14 protein-coding genes are annotated in these 15019 nt (G+C 65.2%); 9 read left to right on the top strand and 5 right to left on the bottom strand.

Going from position 1 to position 15019, the window contains the following annotated elements; all coding sequences use genetic code 11:
* Positions 1-52 precede the first annotated feature (52 nt).
* The 3 genes from HBA99_RS04150 to HBA99_RS04160 all read left to right on the top strand — a co-directional run bounded on the left by HBA99_RS04150 (position 53) and on the right by HBA99_RS04160 (position 3235).
* Complete coding sequence (locus tag HBA99_RS04150; protein ID WP_165589992.1) at positions 53-1336, top strand: citrate synthase; 1284 nt, start codon at positions 53-55, stop codon at positions 1334-1336.
* A 74-nt stretch (positions 1337-1410) separates the two neighbouring features.
* Positions 1411-2823, top strand: coding sequence for a DHA2 family efflux MFS transporter permease subunit (locus HBA99_RS04155; RefSeq protein ID WP_057968315.1), 1413 nt, complete (start codon positions 1411-1413; stop codon positions 2821-2823).
* Positions 2824-2851: 28 nt separating this feature from the next.
* Positions 2852-3235, top strand: a complete 384-nt coding sequence (locus tag HBA99_RS04160) for a MarR family winged helix-turn-helix transcriptional regulator (RefSeq protein WP_070952343.1) — start codon at positions 2852-2854, stop codon at positions 3233-3235.
* Here the strand turns inward: HBA99_RS04160 and HBA99_RS04165 are convergent.
* Positions 3228-4685 (bottom strand): phytoene desaturase family protein, encoded by a 1458-nt coding sequence (locus HBA99_RS04165; protein WP_070951539.1) that lies wholly within the window; start codon positions 4683-4685, stop codon positions 3228-3230. The two genes, HBA99_RS04160 and HBA99_RS04165, sit on opposite strands and share 8 nt — an antisense overlap.
* Before the next feature lie 23 nt (positions 4686-4708).
* Between HBA99_RS04165 and HBA99_RS04170 the strand changes: the two genes are divergently transcribed.
* Positions 4709-5068 (top strand): FKBP-type peptidyl-prolyl cis-trans isomerase, encoded by a 360-nt coding sequence (locus HBA99_RS04170; protein WP_030094367.1) that lies wholly within the window; start codon positions 4709-4711, stop codon positions 5066-5068.
* A gap of 2 nt (positions 5069-5070) precedes the next feature.
* Here the strand turns inward: HBA99_RS04170 and HBA99_RS04175 are convergent, their stop codons facing one another.
* Together HBA99_RS04175 and HBA99_RS04180 are read right to left on the bottom strand one after the other, a co-directional pair.
* Positions 5071-6384 carry a sensor histidine kinase gene (locus HBA99_RS04175; protein WP_030094368.1) on the bottom strand — a complete coding sequence of 438 codons (1314 nt, stop codon included), beginning with the start codon at positions 6382-6384 and terminating at the stop codon, positions 5071-5073.
* 75 nt (positions 6385-6459) lie between these two features.
* Complete coding sequence (locus HBA99_RS04180; RefSeq protein ID WP_046255528.1) at positions 6460-7194, bottom strand: response regulator transcription factor; 735 nt, start codon at positions 7192-7194, stop codon at positions 6460-6462.
* Positions 7195-7314: 120 nt separating this feature from the next.
* Here HBA99_RS04180 and HBA99_RS04185 point away from each other — a divergent pair, with 120 nt between their 5' ends.
* Positions 7315-7941 (top strand): hypothetical protein, encoded by a 627-nt coding sequence (locus HBA99_RS04185; protein ID WP_070950174.1) that lies wholly within the window; start codon positions 7315-7317, stop codon positions 7939-7941.
* Here HBA99_RS04185 and HBA99_RS04190 read toward each other — a convergent pair.
* Complete coding sequence (locus HBA99_RS04190; RefSeq protein WP_070923764.1) at positions 7921-8982, bottom strand: NAD(P)-binding domain-containing protein; 1062 nt, start codon at positions 8980-8982, stop codon at positions 7921-7923. The two genes, HBA99_RS04185 and HBA99_RS04190, sit on opposite strands and share 21 nt — an antisense overlap.
* 15 nt (positions 8983-8997) lie before the next feature.
* Here HBA99_RS04190 and HBA99_RS04195 point away from each other — a divergent pair, with 15 nt between their 5' ends.
* Together HBA99_RS04195 and HBA99_RS04200 are read left to right on the top strand one after the other, a co-directional pair.
* Complete coding sequence (locus HBA99_RS04195) at positions 8998-9729, top strand: enoyl-CoA hydratase (protein WP_057966573.1); 732 nt, start codon at positions 8998-9000, stop codon at positions 9727-9729.
* Positions 9730-9731: 2 nt separating this feature from the next.
* Positions 9732-10832, top strand: a complete 1101-nt coding sequence (locus HBA99_RS04200) for an MBL fold metallo-hydrolase (RefSeq protein WP_070916611.1) — start codon at positions 9732-9734, stop codon at positions 10830-10832.
* Here HBA99_RS04200 and HBA99_RS04205 read toward each other — a convergent pair.
* Positions 10829-11506, bottom strand: coding sequence for a class I SAM-dependent methyltransferase (locus HBA99_RS04205; RefSeq protein WP_057966571.1), 678 nt, complete (start codon positions 11504-11506; stop codon positions 10829-10831). The two genes, HBA99_RS04200 and HBA99_RS04205, sit on opposite strands and share 4 nt — an antisense overlap.
* A 117-nt stretch (positions 11507-11623) precedes the next feature.
* Between HBA99_RS04205 and HBA99_RS04210 the strand changes: the two genes are divergently transcribed.
* Both HBA99_RS04210 and HBA99_RS04215 read left to right on the top strand, forming a co-directional pair.
* Complete coding sequence (locus HBA99_RS04210; RefSeq protein WP_070950173.1) at positions 11624-14029, top strand: cation-translocating P-type ATPase; 2406 nt, start codon at positions 11624-11626, stop codon at positions 14027-14029.
* Positions 14030-14339: 310 nt separating this feature from the next.
* Positions 14340-15014, top strand: a complete 675-nt coding sequence (locus tag HBA99_RS04215) for a slipin family protein (RefSeq protein ID WP_078321627.1) — start codon at positions 14340-14342, stop codon at positions 15012-15014.
* Positions 15015-15019 lie beyond the last annotated feature (5 nt).

Raw genomic sequence — 15019 nt, forward strand, 5'->3', positions numbered from 1 at the left:
GCGACTACCTTCTCTATGAACGTTCTCATGGAGCCGCTGAACCTCAGAAGGGATGCCTGTGGCCGACAACAACGATTTCGCTACTCTCCAGTACCCCGGAGGCGAAACGAAGCTGGATATCGTCCGCGCGACCGAAGGCTCGGATGGCTTCGCGCTGGGGAAACTGCTGGCTGATACCGGCTACACCACGTTCGATGCGGGGTTCGTCAATACCGCATCGACCAAGAGTGCGATCACCTATATCGACGGCGACGCCGGCATCCTGCGCTACCGCGGGTACCCGATTGAGCAGCTGGCGGACAAGTCCACCTTTATCGAGGTGAGCTACCTGCTGATCTACGGCGAGCTGCCCACCCCGCAGCAGCTGGAGGACTTCACCACCAAGATCCAGCGTCACACCCTGCTGCATGAGGACCTCAAGCGGTTCTTCGACGGCTTCCCGCGTAACGCGCACCCGATGCCGGTGCTTTCCAGCGCCGCGAACGCGCTCAGCGCCTACTACCAGGACTCGCTGGACCCACATGACGACGCGCAGGTCGAGCTGTCCACGATCCGGTTGCTCGCGAAGCTGCCGACCATCGCGGCCTACGCGTACAAGAAGTCCGTCGGGCAGCCGTTCCTGTACCCGGACAACACGCTTACGCTCGTTGAGAACTTCCTGCGGATGACCTTCGGTCTGCCGGCCGAGCCGTACGAGGTGGATCCGGAGATCGTGCGGGCGCTCGACATGTTGCTGATCCTGCACGCCGATCACGAGCAGAACTGCTCGACCTCGACGGTGCGCCTGGTCGGTTCGTCCGACGCGAACCTGTTCACCTCTGTCTCCGGTGGCATCAACGCGCTGTGGGGCCCGCTGCACGGCGGCGCGAACCAGGCGGTGTTGGAGATGCTGGAGCGCATTCGCTCCGAGGGCGGCGACACCCATGACTTCGTTCGACGGGTCAAAAACCGCGAGGACGGCGTCAAGCTCATGGGCTTCGGGCACCGTGTCTACAAGAACTACGATCCGCGTGCGCGCATCTGTAAGGAGCAGGCCGACAAGATCCTCGGCAAGCTCGGCGGGGACGACCAGCTACTCGAGATCGCCAAGGCCCTCGAGGAAGCCGCGCTCACCGACGACTACTTCATCGAGCGCAAGCTGTACCCGAATGTCGACTTCTACACCGGTCTTATCTACCGGGCCATCGGCTTCCCGACCCGCATGTTCACCGTGCTCTTCGCACTCGGGCGACTCCCGGGCTGGATTGCGCACTGGCGTGAGCTCCATTCGGAGCCGGGCAAGATCGGCCGTCCGCGCCAGATCTACACCGGCTACGGGGAGCGTCAGTACCCGTAGCGTTCGCTCGTGAGATGACAAAGCTCACACAAATCTGTTTGCATCGCTAACAGTTGTAGTTTCACAATGGTTGTGTGGAAGCAGCCGTCGGTGCGCTCAGTGAGCGCCGCAAGATCGTCATCCTGGGTTCTTGCTGTCTGAGTCTGCTCATCGTGTCGATGGATTCCACCATCGTGAACGTGGCGCTACCGACCATCCGGGCGGATTTCGGTGCCAGCACCTCGCAGCTGCAATGGGTCATCGACATCTACACCCTGGGGCTGGCCTCGTTGCTCATGCTCTCGGGTGCTGCGGGCGACCGGCTGGGGCGGCGAAAGGTTTTCCACATCGGGCTGTCGATCTTCGCGGTGGGTTCACTGCTGTGCAGCGTGGCGCCCACCGTCGGGTTGCTCATCGCCGCGCGTCTGCTGCAGGCGGTGGGTGGCTCCATGCTCAACCCGGTAGCGCTGTCCATCATTTCGCAGGTCTTTACCGGGCGTGTGGAACGTGCCAGGGCGCTGGGCTTTTGGGGCGCGGTCGTCGGGATATCGATGGCGCTGGGCCCGATAGTCGGCGGGCTGCTGATCGAATGGGTGGGCTGGCGTGCCGTCTTCTGGATCAACCTGCCGGTGTGCGCGCTGGCGTTTACGCTGACGGCTATTTTCGTGCCGGAGAGCAAGTCTGCGACTATGCGCGATATCGACCCGGTGGGGCAGGTGCTCGCGGTGCTCTTCCTGTTCGGCATCGTGTTCACCTTGATTGAGGGTCCGTCGCTGGGATGGGCCACACCCCAGCTCATCGCGGTTCTCATCACCGCGCTGGTGGCGTTCGCGGTGTTCCTCAGGTACGAGTCCCGGCGCCGCCACCCCTTCATCGATCTGCGCTTCTTCCGCAGCGTCCCGTTTGCGTCCGCCACCCTCACCGCGATATGTGCGTGCGTGGCCTGGAGTGCGTTCCTGTTCACGATGTCTCTGTACCTGCAGGGGGAGCGCCACTTCTCGGCGATGCACACCGGTTTGGTCTATCTGCCGATTGCCGTTGGCGCGCTGGTGTTCTCGCCGATATCGGGCCGTATGGTGGGCCGGTTCGGCGCCAGGCCGTCACTGTTGGCGGCGGGCGCGCTGTTCTTCACCGCCTCGCTGTTGCTCGCCCGGGTTACGACGGCGACACCGATCTGGGAGCTCCTGGTGGTCTTCGCCATCTTCGGCGCGGGATTCTCCATGGTGAACGCACCGATCACCAATGCCGCGGTCAGCGGTATGCCGCTGGATCGCGCCGGCGCGGCCTCGGCGGTCACCTCCACGAGTCGTCAGGTGGGCGTAAGTATCGGTGTGGCACTGTGCGGTTCGATCGGTGCACCCGCGCTGTGGTTCATGTGTGCGGGCCTCGGGCTCGCCATCGCTACGCTGGGTATCGTGTCCACGTCACCGTTCGCGCTGCGCTCGGCGCAGCGACTCGCACCGCTCATCGAGAGCACTGCCTCACGGGAGGTTTCTCGTGTCGGATAGGCCCCTCGCGGATGAGGTCTGGCGCACCATGGCGAGCCTGGTACTTGACAATCGCGATGGTTGGCGTCGGACGGTCGTCGAGGCGACCGGCCTGCCGTTCAGTCGCGTGCGCATCCTGAGAAGGCTTGCGCGACACTCCATGACAGTGAAGGGAATCGCGGAGGCCACGGCACTGGATGCTCCAGCGGCGACGGTCGCGGTGAGCGATCTGGAGCAGCGTGGGTTGGTGGTGCGTCGCATCGATCCCGACAATCGGCGATGCAAGCGTGTGTCGTTGACCGACGAAGGCCAGCGCCTGATGGCGGTCATCGCAGAGATGGACGATCCCGCACCGGCAGGTCTGGCGGCGCTGAGTGAGGCCGAACTGAAGAACTTGCGGGCGATCCTGGAGCGGGCGGCGTCCCTCAGTTAGCGTCGAGTACAGCCATTGCGGCGTGGTATCCGCCGAGACCGGACACACCGCCTCCGCGGCGGGACCCTGAGCCGCACAGCAGGATCCGGTCGTGGTCCGTGTCCACGCCCCAGCGTTGTGCGGCGGTCGCCAGCGGGTCGTCGTCCTCGGCGAACGGCCACTGCAATCCGCCGTGGAAGATGTTGCCCGCCGTCATGCCGAGGGCGTGCTCCAGATCGGCGGTGGTCTTGGTCTCGATACACGGGTCTCCGTGCGAGTCGGTGGCCAGCACATCGGTGATCGGCTCGGCCAGTACCGAATTCAGCGATGCAAGCACGGCGGTCTGCAGTTCCTCGCGCGTTGCGGACAGTCCGTGCGGTGTGTGCAGCCCGAACACTGTCAATGTCTGCACGCCGGATGCTCGCAGCTCTGGTGACAGAATGCTGGGGTCAGCCAGTGAATGACAGTAGATTTCACACGGCAACGGGTCAGGGGCGGCGCCCGCCTGTGCCTGCCGGTAGGCGTTCTCCAGCTGCGTGTATGTCTCGTTGATGTGGAAGGTGCCGCCGAAAGCCTGCTCCGGTGTGACCTTTTCATCTCGCAGGCGCGGCAGGCGGGTTAGCAGCAGATTGACCTTGACCTGCGCCCCAGGCTGACCTTCCGGTGGATCTTCGCCGAGGAGACGAGCTAGCACGGTAGGCGTGACGCCGCTGAGTACACGCTCGCCGATTGCGGTGCGCTCATCGTCACCGGCCCGATAGCGCACCTCGCCCTCGGGATTGATTGACAAAACCTCTGCCCCGGTGCGCAGTTCGGCACCGTACCGTCGGGCGGCCGATTCCAGCGAGCCCGTCACAGCGCCCATGCCACCGATGGGGACGTCCCACGGATTCATCTGGTGATACAGGAAGCAGATGTTCTGCTGCAGGGAAAGATCATCGGCACTGGCGAAGGTTCCGATCAATGCGTCGGTGAGCAGGACTCCGCGTTGCAGGTCGTTGGGTGTGGCCGCACGGATCACCTCCCCGATGGGTGTCTCGATCAGCTGCTCCCAGGCCCCCGTGCGGATGTCGCTTCGGCGCCGCAGTGGCTCCAGCATCGAGTCCCACAATGGCCGGGTGACCGAATCGCAGAGTGCTCCGAACTCTGCGAAATCATTTGTGCTGGCGAGAAACCCGCTTCGGCCGCCGTCCTCGGGATCCGGCGTGTACGACGCGTACTTGCGTCGCGCCAGGCGTACATCCAATCCCAGGTCATCGATGATCTGCCGCGGCATCAGGCTCACCAGGTATGAGTAGCGCGACAGCCGGGCGTCCACGCCCTCGAATGCTGGTGCCGAGATCGCCGCCCCGCCGAGCACGTCGAGCCGCTCCAGTAACAGCACCCGCTTGCCTGCGCGCGCCAGATACGCCGCGGCGGTCAAGGCATTGTGTCCGCCACCGACGATTACGGTGTCATACCTATCGGTCATGACCTAACGATAGGGTCGATCGCATGACGAAACCCGAGATCGATTTTCAGCCAGGTCCAGCGCCCACCGAACTGGTCATCAAGGACATCACCGTCGGTGATGGCGCGGAGGCCGCGCCCGGATCGGTCGTCAACGTTCACTACGTCGGTGTCGAGTTCGAGAGCGGCGAGGAGTTCGACAGCTCGTGGAACCGCGGCGAGTCCATCGAGTTCCCGCTCGATGCGCTCATCCAGGGTTGGCAGGACGGTATCCCCGGCATGAAGGTGGGCGGACGTCGCCAGCTCACGGTGCCGCCGGCGCAGGCCTACGGCGAGGCGGGTGCGGGGCATCAGCTGTCGGGTAAGACGCTGGTGTTCGTGATCGACCTGCTTGGCGCGCGCTAGGGCTAATGCCCGGGGAGGCGCAGCACCAGTCGTGCGCCTCCCAGCGGGCTGGACTCCAAAGCCGCTGTGCCGCCATGGAGTTCGGCCTGCTGTGCCACCAGTGCCAGACCCAGGCCGGAGCCGGTGTGTGATGCGGTGGAGCCGCGGGAGAACCGTTCGAAAACCAGTTCGCGCTCGGCCTCGGGGATACCGCTGCCGTTGTCGTCGATGGCGATCTCCACGCCGTGCACGGTGCTGATCGCGGAGAGCCGGACTTCCGATGCGCCGCCATGGCGGACCGCATTCTTGATCGCGTTGTCGATCACCAGCCGCAGCCCGGCGGGCAACCCCAGCATCAAGATGGTCGACGAGGGGACCAGAGACACCTCGACATTCGGATAGCTGCGGTCCGCATCATGCGCGGCGCGGTCCAGCAGCTCGGTGATATCGACCGGTACATGGTCGTCCTCGGTGGTCAGGTCGCCCTGCGCGAGCCGTTCGAGCGCAGAAAGCGTTGCCTCAATGCGGGTTTGGGTACGCACTGTCTCTTCAAGGATTTCGGCGCGCTGGTCCTCGCTGAGGTTCAGGGTCGAGAGCACCTCGAGGTTGGTCCGCATCGCGGTGAGCGGGGTGCGCAGCTCATGTGAGGCCACCGCGGAGAAGTCGCGCGCGGTTTCGAGGGCCGCCTTGGTCTTTTCTTGTTCGGTGTTGATGCGTTCGAGCATTCCCTCGACCGCCTCGGAGATCTCGACTGCCTCGCGCACACCGCGCACGTTCACGTCGTCGGGGTTGGATTGTGCGTTGATCAAACGGGCCTGCTGCGCCAGCAGCCGGAAGGGGCTCACCACGATGAGGGAGATCACCCAGCCCACGATCACGGTTCCGACCAGCACGCCGCCACAGATCGCGAGGATGCGGATGTGGTACCGGTCGATCTGCCGCTGGGTCTCGGCGATCGGGGCACCCACGGCAACGGGGATGTTGCCCGGGGCGATGAACGACCGGACCCGGTATTCGACGCCGTTGATGGTGGTGTTGGCGTAGCCGGGTTCCAGTAGCGGTAGTTCCACTTCACTGGGGATGGACTTGGTCAGCCCGGCCACACGGGCGGTGAGCACCAGGCCGTCGGGGGTGTCGACCTTCCCTTCCGAACTGATCACCGAATTCAGCAGGCTGGAGACGGCACCCAGGCTGGACACCGAGTCCAGCCGGCGATCCAGCTGGCTGTTCTGGTCATCTTCCACACCAAGCCATACCCAGGTGCCCAGCGTGACGACGAGTGCCATCACTCCGAGCGCGGCGATCGCGACGAGGGTGCGCAGTGAGAAGACCCGCATGGGCCGCTCCAGCAGTCGGTACGCCAGATCGGTGATCCGCTGGCTGCGGTGCTTACTGGGAGTGGTCATCGAGAGTTACTGCGAACGCAACACGAACCCGACACCGCGCACGGTGTGCAGCAGGCGAGGCGCGCCACTGGTCTCCAGCTTGCGCCGCAGGTATCCGATGAAGACGTCGACGACGTTGGTGTCGGCGGCGAAGTCGTATCCCCACACCAGCTCGAGCAGCTGGGCTCGGGACAGCACCGCGGTCTTGTGTTCGGCCAACACGGCCAGCAGATCGAACTCGCGCTTGGTGAGGTCTACCTCGACGCCGTTGATCCGGGCGCGCCGGCCGGGAATCTCGACCTCAAGAGGGCCGACGGTGATGGTCTCGGTGGACGAGGTCGCCACCGCGCCGCGGCGGCGCAGCAGGGCCTTTACCCGGGCCACCAACTCGGCGAGCACGAAGGGTTTGGTCAGGTAGTCGTCGGCGCCCGCTTCCAGGCCCGCGACCCGATCATCCACCGAGGTGCGCGCGGACAGCACGCAGACGGGTACGTCGTTGTCCATCGCGCGCAGCGCGGTCACCACGCTGACGCCGTCGAGGACGGGCATGTTGATATCGAGCACGATCGCATCCGGGCGATGCTCGGTGGCGCAGCGCAGCGCTTCGGCGCCGTCGCTCGCGGTATTCACCTCAAAGCCGGACAGGCGCAGGCCACGCTCCAGCGAGGCGAGCACGTCGGCGTCGTCGTCCACCACCAGTACTCGCGGGGAGGGGTGCCCGGCATCTGGTGATGAGCCGCTTGCGCGAAGTCCATCAGGCATGTCTGCCATCTTGCCCGATGCAGTGCTCAAAACGTTCCATCTGCGGACGTCGGTGCCGTCCCGTGCGTCGCCAGTATCATGAAAGCTGATAATCCGGCGACCCATACCGAAAGCTTGCGCATGTCAACAAAAGCACCTGTAAAGCTAGTCTCCTCTGTTGCTGGCGTCTGCGCCGTCCTTGGTTTGGGGCTGCTTTCCGGGGGTGTGGGCGTCGCTCACGCCGACCCCGCCTTCCCGGATCTGAACGGGTTCGCCGCGGTGGCACCCGACGGATTCTTCGTGACCAACGAAAACTCTTCGGTCCGCTCGATCCACTTCTCCACCCCCGACGGAATCGGTTGCATGTTCCGTGCCTCGGCGAACATCACGCCCACCTCGCGTCAGCGGCTCAGCTGCGACGGTGCCGTGCCCGGAATTCCGGGCGATGCCCAGAACGCCCCGAACGTGCCTGGTGTCGGTGGCGCGAGCGCCAATGTGCCCGGACTGGGTGGCGTGAACATCCCCGGTGTCGGCACCTGCCCGATGGGCACCGTCGCGCAGAAGGGTGATGGCGCCTTCGAAATCAGCAAGGGTGCCTGGTCCTGTGGCACCAAACCCGAGGCGCCGGTGCTCAACGTCGGGCAGAAGCTCACCTACGGCAACGTCACGTGTGCCGTAGGTGCGGGCAGTCTGACCGCCTGTCAGGTGACCATGGGCGATCAGAAGCATGGTTTCGTGCTGCAGCCCTCAGGCAGCACGTCCTTCTAGATAGTTCATCAGCTCGACGACGGCGGCACGCGACGCCCGGTTGGCGCCGATGGTGCTGGCCGAGGACCCGTACCCCAGCAGGTGGACGGCGGGTTGTCCCGCGACTTGAGTGAGCAGGCGGCCGGTCATGGTGATGCCGCCCCGGCTGTTGCGCAGGTGTAGCGGCGCCAGGTGATCCAGCGCGTGCCGGAATCCGGTACACCACAGGATCACGTCGACATCCAGTGTGCTGCCGTCCGGCCAGACCACACCGGTCGGGGTGATGCGGCTGAACATGGGCCGTCGGGCCAGCGCGCCGCGCTGCGCGGCGTCGGCGATCTCGGGTGTCCAGGGCAGTCCGGTCGCGGACACCACCGAGCGTTGCGGTTCCCCCTGCCGGGAACGTTCATCGACGCCGGCGACCGCGGCCCGCAGTCGGTCGACGGTGAAATCGGTGACGAACACCGGCTCGCGCCGGGTCACCCACGACGTGCGGGTGACCGTCGATATCTCAGCCAATAACTGGAGCGCCGACACTCCGCCCCCGACCACCAGCACGTGCTTGCCTGCGAACTCCTCCGGTGTCCGGTAGTCGTGAGTGTGCAGCTGACGTCCCCCGAAGGTGGCCGAGCCCGCGGCGAAGGGGATGAACGGTTTGTCCCAGGTCCCGGTCGCGTTGATCAGTCCGCGGACCGTGAAATCGCCCGCGGAGGTTTCGAGCGAGAAGCCGCCCGCAATTGCTTGCACCTCTCGCACGTGCACGGGCCGACGGACATCAAGGGCGTAGCGATGTTCGTACTCGTCGAAGTAACGGGGCATGGCGGTCGACGCCTTGATGGTGCCCGTCTCCTCGAACGGCAGTCCGGGCAGTTGATAGATGCGGTTGGTGTTGTCGAGCGTCAACGTGGGCCAGCGGAACTGCCACGCTCCGCCCGGGCCGGGGGAGTGATCGAGGATGACAAATCCGCCGCCGGGCTCAAGGCCGCGACGCCGGAGGAAGTACCCCGCGGCGATCCCGGCCTGCCCGCCACCAATCACGGCGACGGTAGTCATGGGCGCCATATTAGGGTGGTTGCCATGATCGGTGTAACTAGCGACGGTCCCGTCACCACCATTGAGCTGCAGCGCCCAGAACGGCGCAATGCGGTGACCTACGAGTTGGCGCTCGCCTTCGCCGAGGAGGTCCGCAAGGCCGCCGAAACGGCGCGCGTCATCGTCATCACCGGGCAGGGCACCTCGTTCTGCGCGGGTGCCGACCTATCCAGCGGCGCTCCTGATCCCGATAAGTTCGCCGACGCCTGGCAGCACTCGATCAAGAGCATCGACGCCGCCGACATTCCGGTCATCGCCGCCGTCAACGGCCCCGCCATCGGTGCCGGTGTCATGCTGGCGATGGTGGCCGACCTGCGTGTGGTCTCCGAGACCGCGCGCTTCCAGTTCCCGGTCGCCAAATACGGCATCGCCCTGGATAACTGGAGCATCCGCAGACTGTCCTCGTTGGTCGGCTACGGACGCGCACGCGGCATGCTGCTGGCCGCCGAGCCGCTCGACGCGCAGGCCGCCTTGCAGACCGGCATGGCCAACCGCATCGGAGAGCTTGCCGACGCGCAGGCGTGGGCGGCCGAGCTGGCCGGGTTTGCGCCGCTGGCCCTCAAGCATGCCAAGCGGGTGCTCAACGACGACGGTGCGTTCGAGGACCAGCTGCCCGAGCACAAGGTGCTGTTCGACAAGGCGTGGAGTAGCCAAGACATCATCGAGGCTCAGGTCGCGCGAATTCAGAAGCGTCCCCCGAACTTCCAGGGAGCCTGAGCGTGCGGGCGCTCTGGGTTGGCGCCGGCGCAGCTCTTGCGTCGACGTGGTTCGGGCGCGCCCTGCGTGACGTCCCGCGAACGCTGGGCGCCAGCAAGGAGCGCATCGCCGAGGTTGCGCAGGGGTCACCGCAGTACCGTGGTGGTTCCTTCCATAACGCCGAACCGGCACGGCAGTTTTCGCCTGATGCCGAGGCCACCACGGTGGTGTGGGATGTGATCACCCGGCGTAGCGCGGGTGCGCCTAAAGGCCAAGTGCCGCTTGTGGTCCCTGAACTTGGCGGTCCGCCTGCCGATTTGGCCGCCACCTGGTTCGGGCATTCCAGTGTGCTCGTAGAGGTCGACGGGTATCGGGTGCTCACCGATCCGGTATGGAGCGACAGATGCTCGCCCTCTCGAGCCGTTGGGCCGCATCGTCAGCATCCTGTCCCGGTGGAGCTGTCGGCATTGCCCGCGCTGGACGCCGTGGTGATCAGTCACGACCACTACGACCATCTCGATATGGACTCCATCATCGCGCTGACCCGGAGCCAGAACGCGGTTTTCGTGGTGCCGCTCGGGGTAGGCGCGCACCTGCGCAGCTGGGGCGTCTCACCGGCGCGGGTCATCGAGCTCGACTGGGACCAGAGTCATCAGCTCGGAAAGCTCACGCTCACCTGCACGCAGGCCCGGCATTTCTCCGGCAGGTCGCTGTCCCGCAACACCACGCTGTGGGCATCTTGGTCCATCGCCGGACCGAAACATAAGGTGTTTTTCGGCGGCGACACCGGATACACCAAGGCTTTCAAGGTCATTGGTGACACCTACGGGCCCTTTGATCTGACGCTGTTGCCGGTCGGTGCCTACAACACCTCGTGGGCCGATATCCACATGAACCCCGAAGAGGCCGTCCAGACCCACCTGGATCTCGCGACGTCTCAGGCCCCACTCCTGCCGATCCACTGGGCGACGTTCAACCTGGCCCTGCATCCGTGGGCCGAGCCGATCGAGCGGTTACTCACCGCCGCCGACGAGCAGGGCGTCACTGTCGTGGCGCCCAAGCCCGGGCAACGGGCCGATATGCGGCAGCCCGTTGCCCCCGACGGCTGGTGGCGTCTTTCCTAACGCTTGTGCGCTTGAAGCAGGAACGCGGGCTGCTTGTTGCGTCCCTTCTCGTCCTTGTGGAACAGCGGCATGTCGAAGTTGGCGCCGGGTATCACCTCGGGGATGTTCGAGTGGATAAATGCCGGACTCAGCTCGTCGATTACCCAGTACGGTTCGACCGCCGCGCGTAGCTCGTCCTCGGTGACGGCGTTGGGGCCGATTCCCGGTGGGAAGGCGCCTACCGCGAAGACCAACACGTAGTACGACGCCTCCGGCGCCGCTGCACGGGAAATCGACCGTTGGTAGGCCTCGCGGGCCTCGACCGGGATCGAGTGGAACAGCGTGCTGTCGACGATGGTGTTGAAGCGCCCGTCGTATCCGGAGAACTTGGTGATGTCGGCGACCTCGAAGCTGGCGTTGGACAGTCCGCGTTCGGCCGCAGCGCTGCGAGCGGCCTCGATGGCCGTGGGCGATAGGTCGAGCCCGACAGTGACATGTCCCAATGCCGCCAGCCGCAGCGCGGTTTCGGCGTGGCCGCATCCGACATCCAGGACAGAGCCATGGAACTTGCCCGCATCGATCAGCGCCGCGAGTTCGGGCTGAGGCTCGCCGATGTTCCACGGCGGATCGCCTTGGAAGAGCTCACCCTTGCCTTGATATGTGGCGTCCCAGTCCGGAAGTTCATTCGATGTCATACCACCTGACATTACCCGCGTCGACCGGGAATGTGGCGTGACAATCCGGCCAAATAATTGCGCAAGGTTCCCACTCGGCAGCCGTGCCAGGCGCGCGCCGGTCGCTACTCTGCAGGGGTGGCAACGATCGAGGGATTGACCGTCGGCGGATTGACCGCCGCTGACGTCGCTGAGCGCGTGGCGCAGGGGAAGACCAATGACGTCCCCTCGCGTGCGGCACGCAGTGTGTCGGACATCGTGCGAGCCAACGTGTTCACCCGGATCAACGCCATTCTCGGGGTGCTGTTGGTCATCGTGCTGTCCACCGGCTCGGTCATCAACGGTGCGTTCGGTCTGCTGATCATCGCCAACAGTGCCGTCGGCATCATTCAGGAGCTGCGCGCCAAGCAGACGCTCGACAAGCTGGCGATCGTCGGTCAGACCCGTCCCCTGGTGCGCCGCGACGGTGCCGCGACAGCACTCGCGCCCAACGAAGTGGTTCTCGACGACATCATCGAGCTGGGGCCCGGCGATCAGATCGTGGTGGACGGCGAGGTCATCGAGGAGGCCGCTCTTGAGGTCGACGAGTCGCTGCTGACCGGAGAAGCCGATCCCATCGACAAGACCGTTGGCTCTCCGGTGCTTTCGGGCAGCTTCGTGGTGGCGGGCAGCGGCGCGTACCGGGCGACCAAGGTGGGCCGTGAGGCATACGCGGCCAAGCTGGCCGAGGAGGCGTCCAAGTTCACCCTGGTGCATTCCGAACTGCGCAACGGCATCAACAAGATCCTGCAGTTCATCACTTACCTGCTGTTGCCCGCGGGTGCGCTGATCATTTACACCCAGCTGTTCACCACCGATGACAGTTGGCAGGAATCGGTACTCCGGATGGTGGGTGCCCTGGTCCCGATGGTTCCCGAGGGGCTCGTGCTGATGACGTCAATCGCCTTCGCGGTGGGTGTGATTCGCCTGGGTCGGCGCCAATGCCTGGTGCAGGAGCTGCCCGCCATCGAGGGGCTGGCCCGGGTGGACACGGTCTGCGCCGACAAGACCGGCACCCTCACCGAGAATGGGATGCGGCTCTCGGATGTGAAAACGCTGGACGGCGGCGGTGATCAGGCAGATGCGCTGACGGCGCTGTCGCAACTGGCGGCCGATGACCCGCGGCCCAACGCAAGCATCGCCGCCATCGCCGAGGCATACGACACCCCGCCGGGCTGGAAATCGACGGCGATAGCGCCCTTCTCGTCGGCCAAGAAGTGGAGCGGCGCATCCTACGGTGAGCATGGCAACTGGGTGATCGGTGCCCCCGATGTACTTCTCGACCCGACCGACCCGATCGCTACGGCGGCCGAAGAGATCGGTTCCCGGGGCCTGCGGGTGCTGTTGCTTGCCTCGGCGGAGCTGCCGGTCGACGACGCCCACGCACCCGGTGCCATCACCGCACGTGCGCTGGTGGTGTTGGAACAGAAGATTCGCCCCGATGCGCGTGACACCCTTGAATACTTTGCCTCTCAGCATGTCTCGATCAAGGTGATCTCCGGTGATAACGCGGTGTCGGTGAGCGCGGTGGCTCAGACGCTGGGGCTCTCCGGCGCCGCCATCGACGCGCGCACCCTGCCTTCTGATACCGACAAGCTGGCCGACACCCTTGCCGATGCCACCACCTTCGGGCGGGTGCGGCCCGACCAGAAGCGGGCGATGGTCAAGGCGCTGCAGTCGCACGGCCATACCGTGGCGATGACCGGTGACGGTGTCAACGACGTGCTCGCGCTCAAGGATGCCGACATCGGTGTGGCGATGGGTGCTGGCAGCTCGGCCTCACGTGCGGTGGCTCAGATTGTCTTGTTGGACAACAAGTTCGCCACCTTGCCCTATGTGGTTGCCGAGGGACGGCGCGTCATCGGCAATATCGAACGGGTTTCCAACCTGTTCCTCACCAAGACGGTGTACTCGGTGCTGCTCGCGCTGACGGTGGGGCTCGCGGGACTGGGCTCGAAGATCTTCCACTACGGCGCGGTGCCGTTTCCGTTCCAGCCGATCCACGTCACTATCGCCGCCTGGTTCACCATCGGCATTCCGGCGTTCATTCTGTCGCTGGCGCCCAACAATGAACGCGCACAGACGGGATTCGTGCGCCGGGTGATGATGTCGGCAATTCCGTCGGGCCTGACGGTGGGCATCGCGACGTTCCTGTCCTATCTGTTGGCTCGTCAGATTCTCCACGTCACGGGGAACAGCACGCAGGCGTCGACCGCCGCGCTGATCACCGAACTTGTTGCGGCGGTGTGGGTGCTCGCCGTGGTGGCACGTCCCTATCGCTGGTGGCGGGTGGCGCTGGTGGCGTTCTCGGGCCTGGGCTACGCGGTGATCTTTGCGATCCCCTTGGCGCGAGAGACATTCATGCTCGATCCGGGCAATCTGGCGGTCACCGGGCCCGCGTTGGGCATCGGTGTCGCGGCGGCCGCCGTGATCGAGGTGTTGTGGTGGCTGCAGGGCAAGTGGTCTGGTCAGCCCCGCCATTTCTGGGCCACCAACGACGACTGAGTCGCCGCAGATAATTCGGGTGCGCGGCATCGCAGCTGTTCGCTATCTTTGCTGACGCGGAGATCAAGCGGCGTCCCGGCATCGCCGGTCGGCGTACCGCGTGTTGGGTCTTCGCCTTGTCGGCACGCCTCCTCAGGCTAGGGGGTTCGAGTCCCTCACGGGATGGCTTCCGGGCCGTGCGCCTTACGGTTCACGGATCGGCCCTGCGGGGAACGCTACGGCGAATTCCCCCCGCCGGCCCGCGACGCGGTCCGGAAGTCGTTCCTCCGCAACGGAATTACAACGTCAGAGGTAAGAGAGGTGAATAAGGATGAGTATGTGGGAAGAGATCTTCGGGCAGAAGATCACGATCATGCAATGGCAGCGCGGTGTGCTGTACCGCGACGGCGTGTTCAAGGCGGTGCTGACACCAGGCGTGCATTACACGCGCCCGCGTACCGACACCTTGGTCACCGTGGACATGCGTGCGCAGTCGATTCAGGTGGTCGGTCAAGATGTGCTGACCGTCGATGGTTTCACCGTGAAGGTATCGGCGGCGGTCGAATACAAGGTGTCCATGCCAGACGTTTTCGCCACCGCCGAGAATGGCTCGGTGCACTGGGGCATCTACCTGCGTGCTCAGCTGCAGGTGCGTGACGCCGTCGCGGCACTGACGCTCGATGAGCTGTTGGCTCAGCGGGGGCAGTTTCTGGGCGCCGATGCCGTTGCGAGGCTTGCGGCCGAGGCCGAGGAGTTCGGCGTCACGGTGAACCGGTTCGTCGTCAAGGACATCATGCTGTCCGGCGAGGTACGTAAGGCACTGGCCGGGCCGCTGTTGGCCCGTGAAGCGGGTAAGGCCCAGTTGGAGCGGGCCCGCGCCGAGGCCGCCGTGCTGCGCTCGATGGCCAACACCGCCAAGCTGCTGCGGGAGAATCCGGAGCTGCTGCAGCTGCGGACCCTGGAGTCGGTGGCGGACGGCAAGGCAATGGTCGTCCTCAACCGCTGAGTGCC

The sequence above is a fragment of the Mycobacteroides chelonae genome, from assembly GCF_016767715.1.
Lineage (GTDB): Bacteria > Actinomycetota > Actinomycetes > Mycobacteriales > Mycobacteriaceae > Mycobacterium > Mycobacterium gwanakae.